Consider the following 17,577-nt stretch of genomic DNA (forward strand, 5'->3'; position numbering starts at 1 on the left):
GTTAGGCTGGCGCGGCGTCCTGCGGGGATGACGCCTTGATGGCCAGTGCATGGACCCGCTGGCCGGGAATGTCGCCCAGCGCCTTGTTTACCATCCGCTGCCGGTCGAGGCGTGATTTTCCGGTGAAAGCGGCACTTTCGATTACGATGGTAAAATGCGATTCCCCGCTGCCATCATCGCCCGAATGGCCGCTATGGCTGGCACTGTCATTGATGACTTCGAGCAGGGTCGGCGCGAATGTATCACGCAGAATTTGCTCCATTTCTTGCTGAACGCTCATTTGATTCCTTTTTGCATTTGCAATTTATGTAACCGACCCCATCCTAAAGGGCCATGCGCGGCGACAGATTTCACGGACGATTTGAGACACAAGGGCGCCAGTGCCAGGCGCCAGACTGCTTCGAGGCGGGTGAATTTCGTGCGCCCGGCAGCCGGGCGTCCAGTTTTGACGGGCCGGGCCAGTATCGCTGGTTCTGCCTCGATCATGTGCGCGAATTCAATGCAGGATATGACTGGTTTGAAGGCATGAGCGCGGATGAGATTCTCAGCGCGCAATCGCCTGTGGCAGGGTGGGGCAGCACTGCCCGCGTGTTTCGCGCCGATGCGGTAGGCGATGCAATGCCGCGCTGGGCGGATTTCGAGGATCCGCTGGACGCCATCAATGCGCGGGCTGCGGGCATTAAATCCCGCGCGCAAACGGGCGCGCAAATGGCAATGGATGGCCGCTTTACGGCTGACGAGGCCCAGGCGCTGCAAGTGTTGGGATTGAGCGTGGAACTGGACCGGCAAAAATTGCGGCGGCGCTATTCGGAACTGGTGCGGCGTTATCATCCGGACCGCAATGGCGGCGACCGCAGCCATGAAACACGGCTGGGCCGGGTAGTGGATGCGTATCAACTGCTGAGAAAATCGCGTGCATTGAAGTAAAGATGCGGGTCTGACTTTTCAGGTCTGAATGCACTGCGCACAAGGCTGGTTCAACCGGTTTGCCACCATTTCCCACGCCGCGTCATGCGTTCTGCGCTCTGGCAATCAGATCCATGTCGATGGCCTTGGCTGATTTATAGGCATCGCGCAGTCGCAGCCGCTCGGCATAGGCATGGAAGGCATCGTGTTCCGGCAGGGATTTGAACGCCAGCCCCCAATCGACCTGACTGCCGACATAGACATCCGCCATGGTGAAGCGATCACCGCAGATATAGTCGCGGCCCGCCAGCAGCTGCGCCAGCGTATCCACCGTCAGTGCAAACGTTCCAAAGCCGAGCATCCCCTGTTTTTCGGGGGCAACCTCCCACCCCATGGATTGGGCGATGATGGCCTGTTCCAGCGGGCCAGCAGCGAAAAACAGCCAGCGGTAATACGCAGCGCGTTCTTCCGGGCGCGGCGCCAGATCGGGCCCTGCAGTATCGGCAAGATAGGCACAGATGGCAGCGGCTTCGGTAATCACATGGATATGGTCGGCATGGTGGTGGACCAATGTTGGCACTTTGCCCATCGGATTGGCATCGATCAATGATTTGGGTTTGGCGGCCCAGTCGACCAGCTCTGTCTCGTAATCGGCACCGGCTTCGTGCAGGGCCCAGCGCGCAATCTGGCCGCGCGACATGGGGTTGGTGAATAATGTATAATCAGCCATTTCCTGCTCCTTATCAACTTTCTGGTGGCGCCTGTTAAGACTGTTTCATGCCTCATTGCTGGCGGAATGCCCAGCGCAGGGTGCGGCCCATCAGGCTGGTGGCAGCGCGCGCAGGCAGCCCGCCAATGCCGGGCCGCCGCAGCCCCAGCATGGCGCGGGCAAAGGCGGGCAGCAGTTCCACTGCCGATGTCCCGATGGCCTGCTGGATGGCAGCAGGCGCGCCTTCGGGTTTCTGGTTGAGCACCAGCTGCGCAATTTCGCTGGCTTGCGGCGACGCACGCAAATGATGGCGCATGTCCCGCATCATCTGTTCCGCTTCATGGCGGGTTTCCGGCACCGGACTGGCGCCCAGCTTGCGGGCAATCACGGCAAACTGGCGGAAATATTCATCCTGTTCCGCAAGCGGCATCTGGGGCCTGACATAATGGAGATAGGCTTCCAGAAAGCTGGTGGCTTCAGCCAGATGGACAAAGGCCAGCGTTGCCGGGTCTGTCGCCGAATATGGCGTGCCGCCCGGCAGGGTGCCGCGGACTTTCGTGTGGATGCGATTGACCCTGGCGATGGTTTTTTCCGCTTCCTGCGCATCGCCGAATGTCGTGACCGCGATGAAGCGGGCAGTGCGGCGCAGGCGGCCATGCATGTCAGTGCGGAAATCCGAATGGTCGAGCACCCCTTGCAAGGCGTGGGGGTGCAACATCTGCAGCAGTAAGCCGCGCACCCCGCCGACCATCATGGACGTAACATCGGCATGGACCATGCGAATCGGCGAATCGCGTTCAAACAGGGCGTTGTCTGATGGCGGGACCGGTTTCTGGCCGCTCTCAATATCGTTGAAAACGGCGCGCACACGGCCAACCAGCTGCGCGCGAAGCATGTCGGAAGGGCGGCCAGTGAAGCGGGGTGATGGCATACACTGTCAATATAGGGTTTTGCTGCGTGAATGAAATGTTCGGTTACGGTCCCTTGCAGGCAAACGCGCGCGCGGCTAGGCATCCTGCACAATGAACGAAACGACCAAGAGCTTCGAGCCTTCCAGCAAAACCGTCCTCGCCGCACCTGACAAGCAGGTCAGCGTGCGCGAGATGTTCGGCATCGACACCGACATGATGGTTCCGGCCTTTTCCGAAACCGATGAACGCGTGCCGGATTTTGACGCCAGCTATGTGTTTGACCCGGATACCACGCTGGCGATCCTCGCAGGCTTTGCCTTCAACCGGCGGGTGATGGTGCAGGGCTATCACGGCACCGGCAAATCCACCCATATCGAACAGGTGGCCGCACGGCTGAACTGGCCGTGTATCCGCATCAATCTTGACGCGCATATCAGCCGCATCGATCTGGTTGGCCGCGATGCCATCGTCCTGCGTGATGGTTTGCAGGTCACCGAATTTCGCGAAGGATTGCTGCCCTGGGCATTGCAGCATCCGGTTGCGCTGGTGTTTGACGAATATGACGCGGGCCGCCCTGACGTGATGTTCGTTATCCAGCGCGTGCTGGAAACAGAGGGCAAGCTGACCCTGCTTGACCAGAACCGCGTTATCCGCCCGGATCCAAACTTTCGCCTGTTTGCCACGGCAAACACGGTGGGCCTGGGCGATACCAGCGGGCTGTATCACGGCACGCAGGCCATCAACCAGGGGCAGATGGACCGCTGGAATATCGTGGTTGGCCTGAATTACCTGCCGGCCGAAACCGAACAGAAAATCGTTCTCGCAAAATCCCCGCAGACCGGCGAAAAAGCCGTGGCGGACATGATCAAAGTGGCAGACCTGACGCGTCAGGGCTTTATGAACGGGGATATTTCCACGGTGATGAGCCCGCGCACGGTCATCACCTGGGCGCAAAATGCGGATATTTTCAAGGATATCGGCTTTGCGTTCCGGTTGAGCTTCCTCAACAAATGTGACGAAGCGGAACGGATGCTGGTGGCAGAATATTACCAGCGTGTATTCGGCACCGAATTGCCGGAAAGCGTTGTTTCCAAGGTCTGATGCTGCTTCGGCGCGCCTTTGGGACAGGCAAGAAATCACTCGCTTTTGCTGTATTATTTTAATAATACACTGACGGATGATCGGCAAGATACTCAGAGGATTGAAGGGCGATGCCCATCGTTCCGCGCCTGACCGGCGCGGCCCGAACCACTATTTTTCGCTGCAGGACCCCTATGGCGACAGGTGGGATGATGACGATCCCGATTATACCGATTATGATGCTGGCAACGCATTTGCGCCAGCAGCGCCACCAGCGGCGCGCAAACGCACCCGCTGGTGGTGGTTCAGCCGCGCGGTGGCCGCATTTCTATTCCTGCTGATGCTGATGGCAGCGTGGCTGGCCATTACCGCGCCGCTGTCCAAGTCCCTTGAACCGATTGCGCCGCCCCAGATTACCCTGCTGTCTGCCAATGGCACGCCCATTGCCCGCAACGGCGCGATCATTGCTGCGCCGGTCGATACCGAAAAACTGCCTGACCATGTGGTGGACGCCTTTCTTGCCATCGAAGACCGGCGGTTTTTCACCCATTGGGGCGTTGACCCGCGCGGGCTGGCCCGGGCTGCATTGTCGAATGTAACCGGCGGATCGACGCAGGGGGGCAGCACCATCACCCAGCAGCTTGCCAAATTCACTTTCCTGACCCCGGAAAGAAGCATGACGCGCAAGGCGCGCGAAATGCTGATCGCTTTCTGGCTGGAAGCATGGCTGACCAAGGATGAAATCCTCGAACGCTATCTGTCCAACACCTATTTTGGCGATAATGTTTACGGTCTGCGGGCAGCATCGCTCCATTATTTCTATCGCCAGCCGGAAAATCTGACTCTCGGGCAGGCCGCGATGCTGGCGGGGCTGGTGCAGGCACCATCGCGCTTTGCCCCCACCCGCCATTATGACCGTGCGGAAAAACGCATGAAAATGGTGGTCAACGCCATGGTCGCAGGCAAATTCATCACCGATGCTGAAGCCCGCACCATTCGCAGGCCGGGGCTGGATGTGCGCACCCGCAACACGTTGCCCACTGGTACCTATTTTGCCGATTGGGCTTTGCCGGAAGCGCGCAAGATGGCCGGCGCCAATTATTCCAGCCAGACATATACCACCACGCTGGATGCGCGCCTGCAGGGTATTGCCAGCGGCGTGATCAACCGCGCCGGGCTGGGCGGGGCGCAGGTGGCGCTGGTGGCGATGCGGCCCAATGGCGATGTGGTGGCGATGATTGGCGGCAAGGATTACCGCAAGTCGCCGTTTAACCGCGCCACCCAGGCCAAGCGGCAACCGGGTTCCACATTCAAGCTGTTTGTCTGGCTGACAGCGCTGGATGCCGGCATGAACCCTGATGATCTGATTGACAATCGCGCCTTTGAAAAAGGCAGCTACCAGCCGCGCAATGCCAGCGGGCGATATTCGCAATCAATCACGCTGAAGGACGCTTTTGCGCGGTCCAGCAATGTGGCGGCGGTGCGCCTGTTCAACCAGCTGGGCGACAAGGCCATTATCCGCACGGCGCGCGATTTTGGCATCAGATCGCCGCTGGCGGAAGGCGACCCAAGCCTGGCGCTGGGCACTTCCACGGTTACGCTGCTGGAATTGACGGCGGCCTATGCCGGCGTTGCTGCCAATGAATTCCCGGTGATACCGCGCGCTTTTCCGGCTGAAGAAAAGGGCTGGTTTGACTGGATGTGGAACTCAAAAAGCAGCCTTTCATCCTCAGAGCACAAGGCCATGCAGGGTATGCTGCGTAGCGTCATCAACAGCGGCACGGGCCGCGCCGCCATGCTGACCATCCCCAATTATGGCAAGACCGGCACCAGTCAGGACAATCGTGATGCCCTGTTTATCGGTTATGCGGGTGATCTGGTGGTGGGCGTGTGGATTGGCAATGATGACAATACGCCGCTCGCCGGCGTGAGTGGCGGCGGGCTGCCCGCCAAAATCTGGGCAAATTTCATGCGCCAGGCGCAGAATGTCCCTGTGCGCAGGCAGAACCGCGGCAATGTCGATCCTGCCGGGCCAATCCAGCCGCTGGATGTGCCTGATGTCGGCGATATTCCCATTGGCGACAATGGCACGCGCCTCAAGATAGAAGACGGGACAGGGCTGACCATCTCCACCGATATCAATGGTATGCCGGTCGATATCCGGCTGGATGATCGGGGCGTTCGCGTGGAACCGGTGCCGCCACCGCCGCCGCCGCCGCCTGAATTCTGAACGGGTTCAGCGGTCTTCGTCAGTCATGAAAATATTCATGATGGCCGTGGCAATCGGCCGGTCGCGGTCGTCCTGCCATGCTTCTACGGCAATATTGGCGTTGCGCCGCCCCAGCTTGGTAATCCGGCCCTTGGCATAGGTGGGGCGCTGTTTGCCGGCCGACAGGAACTGCACGGTAATGTTGATCGGCTTCAGCCGGTGCTTGCGGCCCAGCCGGGCCAGTTCATTGCGTAATATGGCATAGGCTGCGGTTTCCAGCAGCCCGCTGGTCGCGCCGCCATGCAAATGCCCCGGCCGCCCTTCCACTTCGCCGCCAAAATCAAACATCAGCACAGGCGCGCCATGTTCCTCGTCATGAACGGTAATGCCCAGCGAACGGGCATAGGGCGTCAGCCCAGCCTTGCCTGCGTCAGACATTGCGCGGGTCTCCGCCGATGGACATGAACACGCCGGCAATGTGCGCCACCGGATCATCCGGATCGCCATCATGGGCAAAGCCGCGCACGAAGGCGGCAGACCGGGTCAGCCGGTAACATTCCGCATGGCCGAATACGGCTGCGCGTTCGCGGGCAGGGCGCTGGTAATCCACGCGCAGATCCAGCGTGGCAATGGCGTTGAACCCGCCCATCTTCGTCCAGATGCACAGGCCCGATGCCATGTCCATCAGGCTGATGATCGGGCCGGATGCCAGCACTTCATGGTCATCCTCGCCCAGCAGATCTTCACGCCATGGCAGTTTGAGTTCCACCCAGTCGGCGCCGTGGCCGCAATATTCCAGGCCCAGCCACCCGGCATGGCCGTGGGACAGCAGCATGGGCGCAGCGCGGCTGGGATCGAAGCGGTTGGGATTGGAGCGGCCGGGTTCGGGATGTTTGGTCTGATCAGCCATGCCGGTCCTGTGCGGGCAGGCTGGATGCTTTTCAATCTTTTAATTTCACCTGAGGCACGCGGACCGCCAGCACCCCCTGCATGGCGCGCAGTCTGTTCGCCAAGCCAGGAGAAATTTCATGAATTTACCGTCGCTGTCGCTGCCCAGCATCGACCTGTCATCCCTGCCTGATCTTGACCGGCTGACCGGCACGTTCGGCAGCCTGTCCGACGCTGCAGTTGCCTCGACCGATGACCGCGTAGTGGTCATCATGGTCTATGTTTACGACTTGATCCCGCCCGAAGCCCTGCTCTGAAGCGATCGGGTTTTTATGCGTATCGACCCTATCGTGCGCGCGCTGCGGAGCGAGCCTGCTCCGCAGCGCAAGGCGCAGACCCAATTGCTGAAGGCCCGATCTCAATGGCAGAAAAGCGACCGTAACCGCGCGATTCTTGCCGATCTGACCAAATATGGCAGCGGGTGCGATTTGCGGGATTGTGCCAGTCTGGACGCCCTTTTTTCCCACGTTGGCCCGGCCCGTATTTTTGCCGCATCACTGGAAAACACGCTCGTTCCCGTGCTGGCGGAGCATCCGCTGGGCCATGTGCCTTTCCGTCATCAATATGCAGGTTCCATGGCCATCATCCAGATCGCCGCACACGCCAGCGCGGCCTTGTCACTGGTGCTGTATGAACAGACAGACACTGCGGCATTGCCGACAACGGTTTGCTTTACAGATAGCGACCGGCACGAGATGGCACTGGCAGGATCGGCGCACATGCAGCATGTGTGCTGGACTGCGGCAAGTGAAGTAGATGCCAAGCTCAGCAGCCGCCCTTTTGTGTTCGCCAAGGGAGACGCCCTTTCGCTGGCGGGCATCCACGAGACCAAACAAGTGCTGCAGGTGGATGGGAGCCTGGTGGTGCTACGCCTCAGCCGGACCGCGCCTACGCCCCTGCCAAGCGTCGAATTTCGCCTGTCTGATGGTGCGCTGGTGCATCAGGCATCGGGGGACAGGCGGGATAGCCGCCATGAACTGATGCTGGCCCTGCTGGGGAAGATGGGGCGCGTGGATGCAGCGCCTGTATTGGCTGAAATGACTGTTAACGGCAGCGATGCTCTGCGCTGGCAGGCGCTGCGGGAATGTCTGGCGCTGAATACAGCTTCCGGCTTTGCCGCGCTTTCGGCTCTGTCGCGCAAGCCGGGCGACAGTCTGGCCGCAGATGCAGCAGCGCTGAAACACGCGCTGGTTACCGCGCATCCCGCTCTTGCCCGGATGGAGGCTGAATTTTGCCCCGTGTAATTGGCTGCGATATGACTGATAGCTCCACAGTGGAAGAATGTGTCGAGGCCATCGCTGCGGCAGGTTTTGACAGCCGCGATGATGGGAGCGTGGATCATGCGGCGCACTGGCTGCAACGGCTTGGCAATAACCAGCACTTTCTGGGCGATCTGATGGTGCGCGAATTGCAGCAGCGGCATTGCACAGCGTCTGATGGCAGCGCCTATGGGGCGCAGGCCATCATCCTCTCATCGGCGCGGGACGGCTTTTTCCTGCGGGCCAATATCTGGCCATCAAAGACGGATCATGCCTACCGCGCCAGCGGCGCCTCCAGCTTTGTGTACGAACTGCCGCATGACCATAATTTCAGCTTCCTTACCTATGGCTATTTCGGGCCGGGCTATGTCAGCGATTATTATGAGTATGACTATGAAAATGTCGCCGGTTTCCGCGGTGAAACCGCAGGGCTGCGCTTTGTCGAGCGAAGCGCGCTGACGCAGGGCAAGCTGATGCTTTATCGCGCCCATCTGGATGTTCACAGCCAGTTACCGCCTGCCAGCATGTCGGTCTCACTCAACGTCATGGGGATTGATGATGCGCAAGGGTGGCATGACCAATACGGGTTTGACCCTTCAACGGACCGGATCACTGCAATCCTCAATCCCACATCAACGGAGACTTTTCTGCGGGTGATGGTGGGGCTGGGCAGTGACGAGGCAATGGATCTTGCGGCCAGCTTCGGCCAGCACCACCCCAGCGACCGCTTGCGGCTGGCCAGTTTTGAAGCGCGTGCGCTGTTGCTGGATACTGCCGAAAAAGACGCTTTATGGCGCGAGGCTGAAATGAGTGGCAGCCGCATGGTGGCACAGGAAGCGCGGCTGCGAAGGGCAGAACTGTGCGGGCAAGGCGAATGGGTCTGAGGGCATCCTCACACCGGGCGAAAGATCAGATTATGCTGCCCGCCATGGCGTCAATCGCGCCTTGCAAAAACACCGCTGCAGCGTGGCTGTCGATCCTTTCAGCGCGCTTCCTGCGGCTGAAATCCTGCCCGATCATCGCGTTTTCTGCGCTGGCTGTGGACCAGCGCTCATCCCATAACAGCACAGGCAGTTCGAATGCGGCGTTGAGGTTGCGGGCATAGGCGCGGCTGGCCTGTGCCCGCGGCCCCTCGCTGCCGTCCATGTTGCGGGGCAGGCCAATCACCAGCCCCAATACCCTACGCTCTGCGATAATGGCCGCCAACGCATCGCGGTCGCGCCCGAATTTGCCGCGCTCCAGCGTCTTGTATGCCGTGGCAAATTGCCACCCTGCATCACACGTCGCAATGCCAAGAGTCTTGGTCCCGAGGTCTATCGCCAGCAATGCGCCGCCATCGGGCAGTGCATCACCAAATTCACGGGCACTGTCGGTAATCAGCGCCCTGCGCTCCACTGCTCCACCCGCCGGCCAACGTCTGTCTGAAGGTTTTTCCAGAACAGCGGAATGTCATAGACGTGGTAATTGTTACCCGGCAGCACCGCGCTGCCCATTTCGGGCGGATCGCCGATCAGCAGCAGACCATTTTCAGAACACCGCGCCGGAACAGCACCGGCGACCAGTTCGCCGCTTGTGAAATCGGCATCAGGCACCAGCGTGCCAAGGTTGGCAGTCGCAGGTGCCGTACCGCCGATGCCGCCGGTCAGCGGATTGGTGCATAGAATGGGGCTGGTGCCGCGCAATTTGCCGTCAAAGCCTTCCGATGCGCCATAGCTGCCCATCAGCAAGCTCGGGTCGGCCGGTTCGGCAAAGCTGGACCAGCTCATGATGCAGCCGCTTTGTTCTGCGGTCGCGCAGGCAGGAAAGCCCAGTGCAGGCAAATCATGTTCGACAGAAACAGGCCAGCCAGCAACATAGATGGCAGCGATCCTCCTGGCCGCAGCAGTGCCGGCAAGCTGTTCACGCAGGAGTTGCAGCAGGTGCAGCGATCCCTGGCTGTGGCCCGCAAGAACGATCGGCGTGTCCTTGTCCACGCTCGCCAGGAAGAACGCGAACGCCTGTTTGACATCATAATAGGCAGCCTGTTTCGCGCTGACGGCCTGCGGCGAATTGGTCAGGAAGGAACCGATGGTGGCCTGACGGTATTTTGGCGCCCAGATTTCGCTCGCCTGGTTAAACGGGCTGGCCATGCCGCGCACATAAAGCCGCGCAATCCGCTGCGATTCGGCATCATCCAGCGCGGCATTCCATTTGGTGCGGTCGAGATAGCTGGTGGGATGCACGAAAAAGACGGCAAAATTGCCCCCAACCGCATCACCTTCCGGCAATTCGCGGCCCGTTTCGCGTGATGCCGGCTGCCAGCGCGCCGGATCATCAATGCCGATGCCGGGGCGCGAAAACCACATGTTAGGGTCCTGATACGCATTCTGGTCGAGCGGCTGCTGCTCGACAAAATCGCCGCGCGGCACAAGCGCAAATTCGGTCAGTTCCTTGGACCAGATGTTGAGCACAAATGCGCCGGCGATCACCAGAATGATCATCGTGGCGATAAAATACAGGAATTTACGCGCCATCAGCTATCGCACCTTCGCCCCGCCTATTATTCTCGGGCCGATTGTTTTCGGGCCTGTCATTCTCGGGCCTGTCATTTTCCGGGCTCCTATTCTCAAGACTGGCATCCTCGCCGTCAGCGCCATTCTTTTCTGCTCGCCGTTCCAGCATGACCTTGATCATGGCCAGCATCGGATCGGCCAGGAACAGTCCCAGAATGCCGAACAATATGCCCATGATAAGCTGCGCTGCCAGGACCAGGGCAGGGGCCAGATCGACCGTCTTCTTGGCGATAAGCGGGATCACCACATAACCGTCAAAGGTCTGGACCACAAAATACACAAAGACGGTATAAAGACCCATATCCGTGCCGCCGGAAAAGCCGACCATCACCATCAGGACGCCCGCCATGAGCGCGCCGATATTGGGAATGAACGCCAGCAAACCGGTCAGAATGCCCAGCAGCGCCGCCATCGGCACGCCATAGATGGACAGCATGATCCAGGTGACAGCGCCTTCGAACACCATGCCCACCAGCCGGCCTGCCATCAGCTTGCGCATGGTGGTGCCCATGATCGAGGCGGTCTGGTAGAAATCGCCGCGTTTTTCACGCGGCAGCATCCATGCCACTCCGCGTTCGTAAAGCTGAGGTTCCATCGCCACGTAAATGCCGATGATAGTAATCAGGAACAATGTGGTCAGTCCGCCAAGAATGCCGCCGATTGCTCTGGTCACGGTGCCCACACCGCCCATCAGATTGCCGGCAAAGCCCTTGATATCGTCCTGCCTTATGCCAAACCCCTGCGCATCCAGCCATTGGATCGCAACGGATATCTGGCTTTCGACAATCTGCGGCAGCTGAGCCGCTTCGCGCGAAATCTGCGTGCCGGCATAGGCGGCCAGCCAGACGAAAAAGGCCAGCGTCACCAGCAATACGATGACCACGCGCCAGACGCGGGGAATCTTGATTGCGCGGCCGAGCAGGCGCGCCCCGCCATCAATCATGGAGGCCAGAACCATGGCACCGAAAATGACCAGCAGCGATTGGGAGATATAAACCGTCAGGATGATGAGACCGATAACGCTGGCCCAGACCAGCGCCCGCTTGGCCTCATACCGCAGGGATGCGTCGGAAATGCGCGTCGGACTGGAGCCGATCTGGCTGATGTCGTCCGGATCGCTGGAAGCGGTATTTGTCCCTGCGCCGTGTTCAGTCATTCATGCCACCCCTGTTTGCTGCCGTTTTCACAAGTGCCGGCCGCAGCGTTGTCCATGCCCGGTCACCGCGCAGGGAACTCCACCATGTCAGTGGGTTCCAGCTGGTTGAACCATCGAGCGAGAATGTAATGAATTCCGCTCTTCCGCCAATATTTTCAAGCGGAATCGGTCCGCCAAGCCCGCTGCGATAGATAGGGGCCCGGCTGTCTGCCGAATGATCGCGGTTGTCGCCCATCACAAAGACATGGCCTTCGGGGATGGTAATCTCGTCGTAATTATCGAGATCCTGGGTCATGTGATCGATGACCAGATAGGTTGCGCCGTTGGGCAGGGTTTCCCGGTAAGTCGGCATTTCGCACACCCGTTCGCCCGATGGCTTGGTTATGGCCATGCCCGGATATTCAAACGGATCGCACGGATTATTGGCATCAATCGGGATCTGGATGGCAGGTTCAACCTGCTGCGGAACCGGCACCCCGTTGAGGATGATCTGCCCGTTGACCACTGCCAGCCGGTCACCCGGCCGGCCAACAACGCGCTTGATGTAATCGGCGTCCTGATGCGGCGGCACTGGAATGACGATATCGCCATATTCGGGTGTGGCAGGAAAAATGCGGGTGGTGCTGCGCGGCAGCAAATGGAACGATGCTGAAACCCACGACCAGCCATAGGGATATTTGCTGACCACCAGCCGGTCCCCTTCCAACAGATTGGGCATCATGCTGGGCGAAGGGATGTAGAACGGTTTGGCCACAAAGCTGTGAAATGCCAGCACGGCGAGCAGCATCAGGCCAAGGCCGCGCAATTCTGCAAGCCAGTTGACCTTTTCGGCACTATCTCCGGCACCGTTGTCAGGATTGCCGCTGTTTGTCTTGATTGGGGTGTCTGTCACAGTGTTGATGCCGGAACTCATGTACGGGCCTGATTTCAAAGTGGGATGGCTTCGATGATTACGAAAGCCTGCGCCCATGGATGATCGTCGGTGAGGGTAAGATGAATGACTGCTTCATGGCCCGCAGGTGTCAGTTCCGCAAGCCGCTTTGCCGCGCCATTTGTCAAGGCAAGAGTGGGCGCACCTGATGGCGCATTCACCACGCCAATGTCCTTCATATAGACGCCGCGGTAAAATCCGGTGCCTACGGCCTTGGAAAACGCTTCCTTCGCGGCAAACCGCTTCGCGTAAGTTCCTGCCCGCGTATAAGGCCGCTTGGCAGCCTTGGCGCGTTCTGTGGCAGTAAAGCTGCGGTTCTCGAACCGCTCTCCGTGCCGTTCCAGCACTTTGGCTACGCGTTCGATGTTGCACAGGTCTGACCCGATGCCGATGATCATGCCATTTTTCTCATCATCTGCGTCTTGAACCGGGCTGTCATCGGACATCATCCATCAGGTCACGCATCCGCCGCACGGCTGCTTCCAGCCCGACAAAGACGGCCTCGCCAACAAGATAATGTCCGATATTGAGCTCAGCCAATTGCGGGATGGCAGCGATTGGCTGCACGTTTTCATAAGTCAGGCCGTGTCCTGCGTGCGGTTCGATGCCGTTCTTGACTGCCAGCGCTGCCATATCGGCGATCCGTTTCAGTTCGATGGCTTGCTGTTCACCTGCGGCATGGGCGTATTCGCCGGTGTGAAATTCCACGATTTGCGCGCCCAGCCGGATTGCGGCTTCCAACTGCCTGGGATCCGCTTCGATGAACAGGCTGACGCGGATGCCGGCATCGACCAGCCGCGACACGAGCGGTGCAAGGCGATTATGCAGGCCGGCTGCATCCAGCCCGCCTTCGGTAGTGCGCTCCTCGCGGTTTTCCGGAACGATGCACGCCGCATGGGGCTTGTGGCGCAGCGCAATGGCCAGCATTTCGTCGGTTGCTGCCATTTCGAGGTTCAGTGGCAGGTCGGTCGCATCCTGAATGCGTTTCAGATCATCGTCACGAATATGGCGGCGGTCTTCTCGCAAATGCGCTGTAATACCGTCGCCGCCCACTTGCGCGACAATCTGCGCTGCACGAACCGGGTCAGGATGATCGCCCCCGCGGGCATTTCGGATAGTGGCGACATGATCGATATTGACCCCAAGTCGCAGGCGTCCAGGGTGCATAGGGTGGCTCACTTTACTTGCGGCTGCCGGGCTTGGTCACTGGCACTGCTGCCAGTTGCGCGGGAACCTCGTCATCCGCATAGGTCGGGAAGGTAATCTGGATAAGCGGGTGAAACGGCACATCGAAACGGACATCGGCATCGGTGCGGTCCACCAGCGAAGCCAGCGCAAGAACAACGCCGCCTGCGTTTTCCACAGCTGTCATCGCTTCTTTCGAGGATAGGCCGGTGGTGACCACATCTTCCACCAGCAACACTTTTTCACCAGGCGTCAGATCAAACCCGCGGCGAAACTCGAATGTGCCGGTGGGGCGTTCCAGAAAGATGGCTTCGGTCCCCAGCGCGCGGCCCATTTCATGGCCGATAATAATGCCGCCTATTGCCGGTGACACCACCTTGTCTATCTGGCTGCGCAGTTCGCGGGGCAGTTTGGCGGCGATGGCAGACGCCAGGCGGCCAGCACGCATCGGGTCCATCAGAACCCGCGCGCATTGCAGATAATGGGCACTGTGCCGGCCGGACGACAATTTGAAATGCCCTTCCAGCAACGCTTCGCTGGCGCGGAATTCGGCGAGGACTTCTTCTTCTGTCATTGTATCTGCTTTGCCATCCTGTTGCACTTGGTGCCTGCAAGTTTGCGTATATACTGCCGGTGTTGCAGAAAATTCTCCTAGAAGCGCTTGAGGGAGGGGGCAAGCGCGCGTATAGGCCGCGCCATACCTGTCCCACATCTGGGCTTCTTGGCTGCGATATAGCGGCCCAAAATGCTAAACGGAAAGCGTCTGATTGATGAATTTCGGTAATTTGCCCCGCGGGGCCGTACGTATGATCACAACGCTTGCAGCCGCCGCCGCGCTGGCTGTGGCTCCGCAGGCATTATCTGCACAGGACGTTACGGAAGCTGCCGTTTCCGCGCCTGCCGTTCAACAGGCTGATGCAGCCCCGGGCACTGTTGTTGCAACAGACACAGCGCCTGCTGCACCTGCTGCGGGCGATGCTGCAGCGGGCTACACGCCGCTTGGTTCCGAATGGATCAAGGGGCAGCCGGTCGACAAGGGAATCACTTTCCAGGAACAATATTCCAAGGATGGTAAATTCGCCCTGTGGATGCATGACGTGGTGCTGCTGCCGATCATTACCGCGATCTGCCTGTTCGTGCTGGGTCTGCTGCTGTGGGTGGTGGTGAAATTCAACCGCCGTTCCAACCCCGTTGCTTCCAAGACGACGCACAACACGTTCATCGAAGTGGTGTGGACACTGGTTCCGGTGTTGATCCTGGTGGGCATTGCAGTGCCGTCAATCACTCTGCTGGCGCGCCAGTATGAGTCGCCGCCAGCCGATGCCGTGACAGTAAAGGCTACCGGCTACCAGTGGTATTGGGGCTACACCTATCCTGACAATGGCGGTTTCGAAGTTATCTCGAACATGCTGACCAAGGAACAGGCTGTCGCCAATGGCGAGCCGCACCAACTGGCGGTGGATAACCGCCTTGTCTTGCCAGCCAACACGCCCATTCGCCTGCAGACGACTGCTGCCGACGTGATCCATTCATTCGCGATTCCCTCGCTCTGGTTCAAGCTTGACGCTGTTCCTGGCCGTCTGAATGAACGCATGCTCACCATCGAAGAACCCGGCATCTATTATGGCCAGTGTTCGGAACTGTGCGGTGCGCGTCACGGATATATGCCAATCGCTATCGAGGCGCTTCCGCGTCCGCAGTGGGAAGCATGGGTCCGCTCGCAGGGCGGCACAGTGGGCCCGCAGCCCACGGCAGCCGCGCCAGCGCCTGCGCCAGCGGCGACCCCGGCTGCAGTTCCCGCTGCAACAGAGGCTGAAGCTGAACCTATCCCAGCGCCGGCAACCTGATTACGCACCGACTTAGTCGCACGATACAGATTCACTGAAGGTCCAGAGAAACGCCATGGCTACTACCGCCGAACACTTCCAGGCTCACACCGACGATCACGGGGGCCATGATGCAGATCATAAGCCTGCGTTCTTTGCGCGGTGGTTCATGTCCACCAACCACAAGGACATCGGGACGCTGTATCTGATCTTTGCGATTATGGCAGGGATCATCGGCGGCTTCATTTCCGGCATCATGCGGATGGAACTGGCTGCACCTGGCATCCAGTATCTCGGCTATTGGGTCGAACTGATGGGCGGCGAAGCTGCTTTTGACGCCAATCTGCACATGTGGAACGTGCTGATTACGGCGCACGGCCTGATCATGGTTTTCTTCATGGTCATGCCCGCAATGATCGGCGGGTTCGGTAACTGGTTTGTACCGCTGATGATCGGCGCGCCGGACATGGCCTTCCCGCGGATGAACAACATTTCCTTCTGGTTGACCGTTGCTGGTTTCTCCAGCCTGATGTTCTCCACTTTCGTGCCGGGCGGCACCGGCATCGGTGCCGGCACCGGCTGGACAGTCTATGCACCTCTCTCGACTACCGGCTCCACTGGACCGGCGGTCGATTTCGCGATTTTCTCGCTCCATCTTGCAGGCGCTGCCTCCATCATGGGCGCCATCAACTTCATTACCACCATCTTCAACATGCGCGCGCCGGGTATGACCCTGCATAAAATGCCGCTGTTTGTCTGGTCGGTTCTGGTTACTGCCTTCTTGCTGCTGCTCGCGCTTCCGGTGCTGGCTGCGGCCATTACCATGCTGCTGACGGACCGTAATTTCGGCACCACCTTCTTTGATCCTGCCGGCGGCGGTGATCCGGTGCTGTATCAGCATCTGTTCTGGTTCTTCGGCCATCCTGAAGTGTACATCATGATCCTGCCGGGCTTCGGCATGATCAGCCAGATCGTGGCAACCTTCAGCCGCAAGCCAGTCTTCGGCTATCTCGGCATGGCCTATGCCATGGTCGCGATTGGCGTGGTCGGTTTCGTGGTGTGGGCGCACCACATGTATACGACCGGTCTCGACGTAAACACGAAGATGTATTTCACTGCTGCCACCATGGTCATCGCGGTGCCAACCGGGGTTAAGATCTTCAGCTGGATTGCCACGATGTGGGGCGGCAGCGTGGAATTCAAATCGCCGCTGGTCTGGTCGATGGGCTTCATCTTCCTGTTCACCGTTGGCGGTGTAACCGGGGTTGTGCTGGCCAATGGTGGCGTGGATGACGTGCTGCACGATACCTATTACGTGGTTGCTCACTTCCACTACGTGCTTTCGATGGGCGCTGTATTTTCGCTTTTTGCCGGGTTCTATTACTGGTTCCCGAAAATGAGCGGAAAGATGCACAGCGAATTCCTCGCGCATCTGCACTTCTGGGGCTTCTTCATCGGGGTGAACGTAATCTTCTTCCCGCAGCACTTCCTGGGTATGGACGGCATGCCGCGCCGTATTCCGGATTATCCAGACGCCTACGCCTACTTCAACAACATCTCGTCGATTGGCTACATGATCATGGCCGCTTCGATGCTGATCTTCTTCGTCAACCTTGCCTACGCATTCCTTGCCGGCAAGAAAGCGGGCGATAACCCATGGGGCGAAGGCGCAACGACACTGGAATGGACCCTGAGCAGCCCGCCGCCATACCACCAGTTCGAAACGCTTCCCGTGATTGAAGACCATCACGACTATCACGATCACCGCCCGGCCACAGGTCCGGCCACGGCCTGATTGGCTGGCTGGCCTCAGGGCCAGCAAGCCGGATACAAACAGGAGGGGGCGTGCCGGTTACGGTACGCCCCCGTCTTGCAAATTCAGGGGAACATTCCCCATTGAGGAGA

General features: G+C 59.4%; 20 protein-coding genes. 8 read left to right on the plus strand and 12 right to left on the minus strand.

Annotated features, from left to right (window positions below; all coding sequences use genetic code 11):
* Position 1: 1 nt before the first annotated feature.
* Positions 2 to 280: a BolA family protein gene (locus GRI44_RS02840; RefSeq protein WP_160599940.1), complete on the minus strand. Its 279-nt coding sequence runs from the start codon at positions 278 to 280 to the stop codon at positions 2 to 4.
* 53 nt (positions 281 to 333) lie between these two features.
* Here GRI44_RS02840 and GRI44_RS02845 point away from each other — a divergent pair, with 53 nt between their 5' ends.
* Positions 334 to 927, plus strand: coding sequence for a J domain-containing protein (locus GRI44_RS02845; protein WP_160599941.1), 594 nt, complete (start codon positions 334 to 336; stop codon positions 925 to 927).
* Between the two features lie 82 nt (positions 928 to 1,009).
* Here GRI44_RS02845 and GRI44_RS02850 read toward each other — a convergent pair whose 3' ends face one another.
* Positions 1,010 to 1,636: a glutathione S-transferase family protein gene (locus GRI44_RS02850; RefSeq protein ID WP_160599942.1), complete on the minus strand. Its 627-nt coding sequence runs from the start codon at positions 1,634 to 1,636 to the stop codon at positions 1,010 to 1,012.
* 52 nt (positions 1,637 to 1,688) lie between these two features.
* The gene (locus GRI44_RS02855) at positions 1,689 to 2,546 is read right to left on the minus strand and encodes an oxygenase MpaB family protein (protein ID WP_160599943.1); all 858 of its coding nucleotides are present in this window, start codon (positions 2,544 to 2,546) and stop codon (positions 1,689 to 1,691) included.
* Between the two features lie 91 nt (positions 2,547 to 2,637).
* Here GRI44_RS02855 and cobS point away from each other — a divergent pair, with 91 nt between their 5' ends.
* On the plus strand, positions 2,638 to 3,627 hold the full coding sequence (cobS, locus tag GRI44_RS02860) for a cobaltochelatase subunit CobS (protein ID WP_160599944.1): 990 nt from the start codon (positions 2,638 to 2,640) through the stop codon (positions 3,625 to 3,627).
* A 76-nt stretch (positions 3,628 to 3,703) separates the two neighbouring features.
* Positions 3,704 to 5,836 (plus strand): transglycosylase domain-containing protein, encoded by a 2,133-nt coding sequence (locus GRI44_RS02865; RefSeq protein WP_160599945.1) that lies wholly within the window; start codon positions 3,704 to 3,706, stop codon positions 5,834 to 5,836.
* Positions 5,837 to 5,842: 6 nt separating this feature from the next.
* Here GRI44_RS02865 and GRI44_RS02870 read toward each other — a convergent pair whose 3' ends face one another.
* Both GRI44_RS02870 and GRI44_RS02875 read right to left on the minus strand, forming a co-directional pair.
* A complete protein-coding gene (locus GRI44_RS02870) occupies positions 5,843 to 6,253 on the minus strand; it encodes a PaaI family thioesterase (RefSeq protein ID WP_160599946.1) in 411 nt (136 codons plus the stop codon).
* On the minus strand, positions 6,246 to 6,725 hold the full coding sequence (locus GRI44_RS02875; protein WP_160599947.1) for a PaaI family thioesterase: 480 nt from the start codon (positions 6,723 to 6,725) through the stop codon (positions 6,246 to 6,248). The genes GRI44_RS02870 and GRI44_RS02875 overlap by 8 nt, the downstream gene beginning before the upstream one ends.
* Before the next feature lie 118 nt (positions 6,726 to 6,843).
* Between GRI44_RS02875 and GRI44_RS13835 the strand changes: the two genes are divergently transcribed.
* The 3 genes from GRI44_RS13835 to GRI44_RS02885 are packed head-to-tail and all read left to right on the plus strand — an operon-like array spanning position 6,844 to position 8,906.
* On the plus strand, positions 6,844 to 7,020 hold the full coding sequence (locus GRI44_RS13835) for a hypothetical protein (RefSeq protein WP_202386274.1): 177 nt from the start codon (positions 6,844 to 6,846) through the stop codon (positions 7,018 to 7,020).
* Positions 7,021 to 7,035: 15 nt separating this feature from the next.
* A complete protein-coding gene (locus GRI44_RS02880; protein WP_160599948.1) occupies positions 7,036 to 8,007 on the plus strand; it encodes a hypothetical protein in 972 nt (323 codons plus the stop codon).
* Between the two features lie 11 nt (positions 8,008 to 8,018).
* Positions 8,019 to 8,906 (plus strand): transposase, encoded by an 888-nt coding sequence (locus tag GRI44_RS02885; protein WP_160599949.1) that lies wholly within the window; start codon positions 8,019 to 8,021, stop codon positions 8,904 to 8,906.
* Positions 8,907 to 8,931: 25 nt separating this feature from the next.
* On the opposite strand, the gene ruvX is transcribed toward GRI44_RS02885, so the two are convergent.
* From ruvX to pyrE, 7 genes are read right to left on the minus strand one after another with little or no spacing between them, the layout of a single operon-like run.
* On the minus strand, positions 8,932 to 9,417 hold the full coding sequence (ruvX, locus tag GRI44_RS02890; RefSeq protein ID WP_160599950.1) for a Holliday junction resolvase RuvX: 486 nt from the start codon (positions 9,415 to 9,417) through the stop codon (positions 8,932 to 8,934).
* The gene (locus tag GRI44_RS02895; protein ID WP_160599951.1) at positions 9,399 to 10,535 is read right to left on the minus strand and encodes a DUF3089 domain-containing protein; all 1,137 of its coding nucleotides are present in this window, start codon (positions 10,533 to 10,535) and stop codon (positions 9,399 to 9,401) included. The genes ruvX and GRI44_RS02895 overlap by 19 nt, the downstream gene beginning before the upstream one ends.
* The gene (locus GRI44_RS02900; RefSeq protein WP_160599952.1) at positions 10,525 to 11,730 is read right to left on the minus strand and encodes an AI-2E family transporter; all 1,206 of its coding nucleotides are present in this window, start codon (positions 11,728 to 11,730) and stop codon (positions 10,525 to 10,527) included. Before GRI44_RS02900 ends, GRI44_RS02895 begins: the two co-directional genes overlap by 11 nt.
* Positions 11,723 to 12,643, minus strand: coding sequence for a signal peptidase I (lepB, locus tag GRI44_RS02905; RefSeq protein WP_160599953.1), 921 nt, complete (start codon positions 12,641 to 12,643; stop codon positions 11,723 to 11,725). Before lepB ends, GRI44_RS02900 begins: the two co-directional genes overlap by 8 nt.
* Before the next feature lie 14 nt (positions 12,644 to 12,657).
* Positions 12,658 to 13,059 carry a holo-ACP synthase gene (acpS, locus tag GRI44_RS02910; RefSeq protein ID WP_160601208.1) on the minus strand — a complete coding sequence of 134 codons (402 nt, stop codon included), beginning with the start codon at positions 13,057 to 13,059 and terminating at the stop codon, positions 12,658 to 12,660.
* Between the two features lie 37 nt (positions 13,060 to 13,096).
* On the minus strand, positions 13,097 to 13,828 hold the full coding sequence (locus GRI44_RS02915) for a pyridoxine 5'-phosphate synthase (protein WP_160599954.1): 732 nt from the start codon (positions 13,826 to 13,828) through the stop codon (positions 13,097 to 13,099).
* A gap of 13 nt (positions 13,829 to 13,841) precedes the next feature.
* A complete protein-coding gene (gene pyrE, locus GRI44_RS02920; RefSeq protein WP_160599955.1) occupies positions 13,842 to 14,420 on the minus strand; it encodes an orotate phosphoribosyltransferase in 579 nt (192 codons plus the stop codon).
* A 232-nt stretch (positions 14,421 to 14,652) separates the two neighbouring features.
* Between pyrE and coxB the strand changes: the two genes are divergently transcribed.
* Together coxB and ctaD are read left to right on the plus strand one after the other, a co-directional pair.
* Entirely contained in the window at positions 14,653 to 15,693 is a 1,041-nt protein-coding gene (gene coxB / locus GRI44_RS02925; protein WP_202386120.1) for a cytochrome c oxidase subunit II, read from the plus strand.
* Between the two features lie 55 nt (positions 15,694 to 15,748).
* Positions 15,749 to 17,467 (plus strand): cytochrome c oxidase subunit I, encoded by a 1,719-nt coding sequence (gene ctaD, locus GRI44_RS02930; RefSeq protein ID WP_160599957.1) that lies wholly within the window; start codon positions 15,749 to 15,751, stop codon positions 17,465 to 17,467.
* Positions 17,468 to 17,577: the final 110 nt, after the last annotated feature.

Source organism: Allopontixanthobacter confluentis, assembly GCF_009827615.1.
Taxonomy (GTDB): Bacteria; Pseudomonadota; Alphaproteobacteria; order Sphingomonadales; family Sphingomonadaceae; genus Allopontixanthobacter; species Allopontixanthobacter confluentis.

Excerpts from the sequence above, each read along its gene's own strand:
- GRI44_RS02880 (WP_160599948.1), top strand. The coding sequence starts at position 7,036 with ATGCGTATCGACCCTATCGTGCGCGCGCTGCGGAGCGAGCCTGCTCCG.
- GRI44_RS02855 (WP_160599943.1), bottom strand. The coding sequence starts at position 2,546 with ATGCCATCACCCCGCTTCACTGGCCGCCCTTCCGACATGCTTCGCGCG.
- GRI44_RS02870 (WP_160599946.1), bottom strand. The coding sequence starts at position 6,253 with ATGTCTGACGCAGGCAAGGCTGGGCTGACGCCCTATGCCCGTTCGCTG.
- cobS (WP_160599944.1), top strand. The coding sequence starts at position 2,638 with ATGAACGAAACGACCAAGAGCTTCGAGCCTTCCAGCAAAACCGTCCTC.
- GRI44_RS02865 (WP_160599945.1), top strand. The coding sequence starts at position 3,704 with ATGATCGGCAAGATACTCAGAGGATTGAAGGGCGATGCCCATCGTTCC.
- acpS (WP_160601208.1), bottom strand. The coding sequence starts at position 13,059 with ATGATCATCGGCATCGGGTCAGACCTGTGCAACATCGAACGCGTAGCC.
- GRI44_RS02875 (WP_160599947.1), bottom strand. The coding sequence starts at position 6,725 with ATGGCTGATCAGACCAAACATCCCGAACCCGGCCGCTCCAATCCCAAC.
- GRI44_RS02885 (WP_160599949.1), top strand. The coding sequence starts at position 8,019 with ATGACTGATAGCTCCACAGTGGAAGAATGTGTCGAGGCCATCGCTGCG.
- GRI44_RS02850 (WP_160599942.1), bottom strand. The coding sequence starts at position 1,636 with ATGGCTGATTATACATTATTCACCAACCCCATGTCGCGCGGCCAGATT.
- pyrE (WP_160599955.1), bottom strand. The coding sequence starts at position 14,420 with ATGACAGAAGAAGAAGTCCTCGCCGAATTCCGCGCCAGCGAAGCGTTG.
- ctaD (WP_160599957.1), top strand. The coding sequence starts at position 15,749 with ATGGCTACTACCGCCGAACACTTCCAGGCTCACACCGACGATCACGGG.
- lepB (WP_160599953.1), bottom strand. The coding sequence starts at position 12,643 with ATGAGTTCCGGCATCAACACTGTGACAGACACCCCAATCAAGACAAAC.
- coxB (WP_202386120.1), top strand. The coding sequence starts at position 14,653 with ATGATCACAACGCTTGCAGCCGCCGCCGCGCTGGCTGTGGCTCCGCAG.
- GRI44_RS02840 (WP_160599940.1), bottom strand. The coding sequence starts at position 280 with ATGAGCGTTCAGCAAGAAATGGAGCAAATTCTGCGTGATACATTCGCG.
- GRI44_RS02845 (WP_160599941.1), top strand. The coding sequence starts at position 334 with ATGCGCGGCGACAGATTTCACGGACGATTTGAGACACAAGGGCGCCAG.
- GRI44_RS02900 (WP_160599952.1), bottom strand. The coding sequence starts at position 11,730 with ATGACTGAACACGGCGCAGGGACAAATACCGCTTCCAGCGATCCGGAC.
- GRI44_RS13835 (WP_202386274.1), top strand. The coding sequence starts at position 6,844 with ATGAATTTACCGTCGCTGTCGCTGCCCAGCATCGACCTGTCATCCCTG.
- GRI44_RS02895 (WP_160599951.1), bottom strand. The coding sequence starts at position 10,535 with ATGGCGCGTAAATTCCTGTATTTTATCGCCACGATGATCATTCTGGTG.
- GRI44_RS02915 (WP_160599954.1), bottom strand. The coding sequence starts at position 13,828 with ATGCACCCTGGACGCCTGCGACTTGGGGTCAATATCGATCATGTCGCC.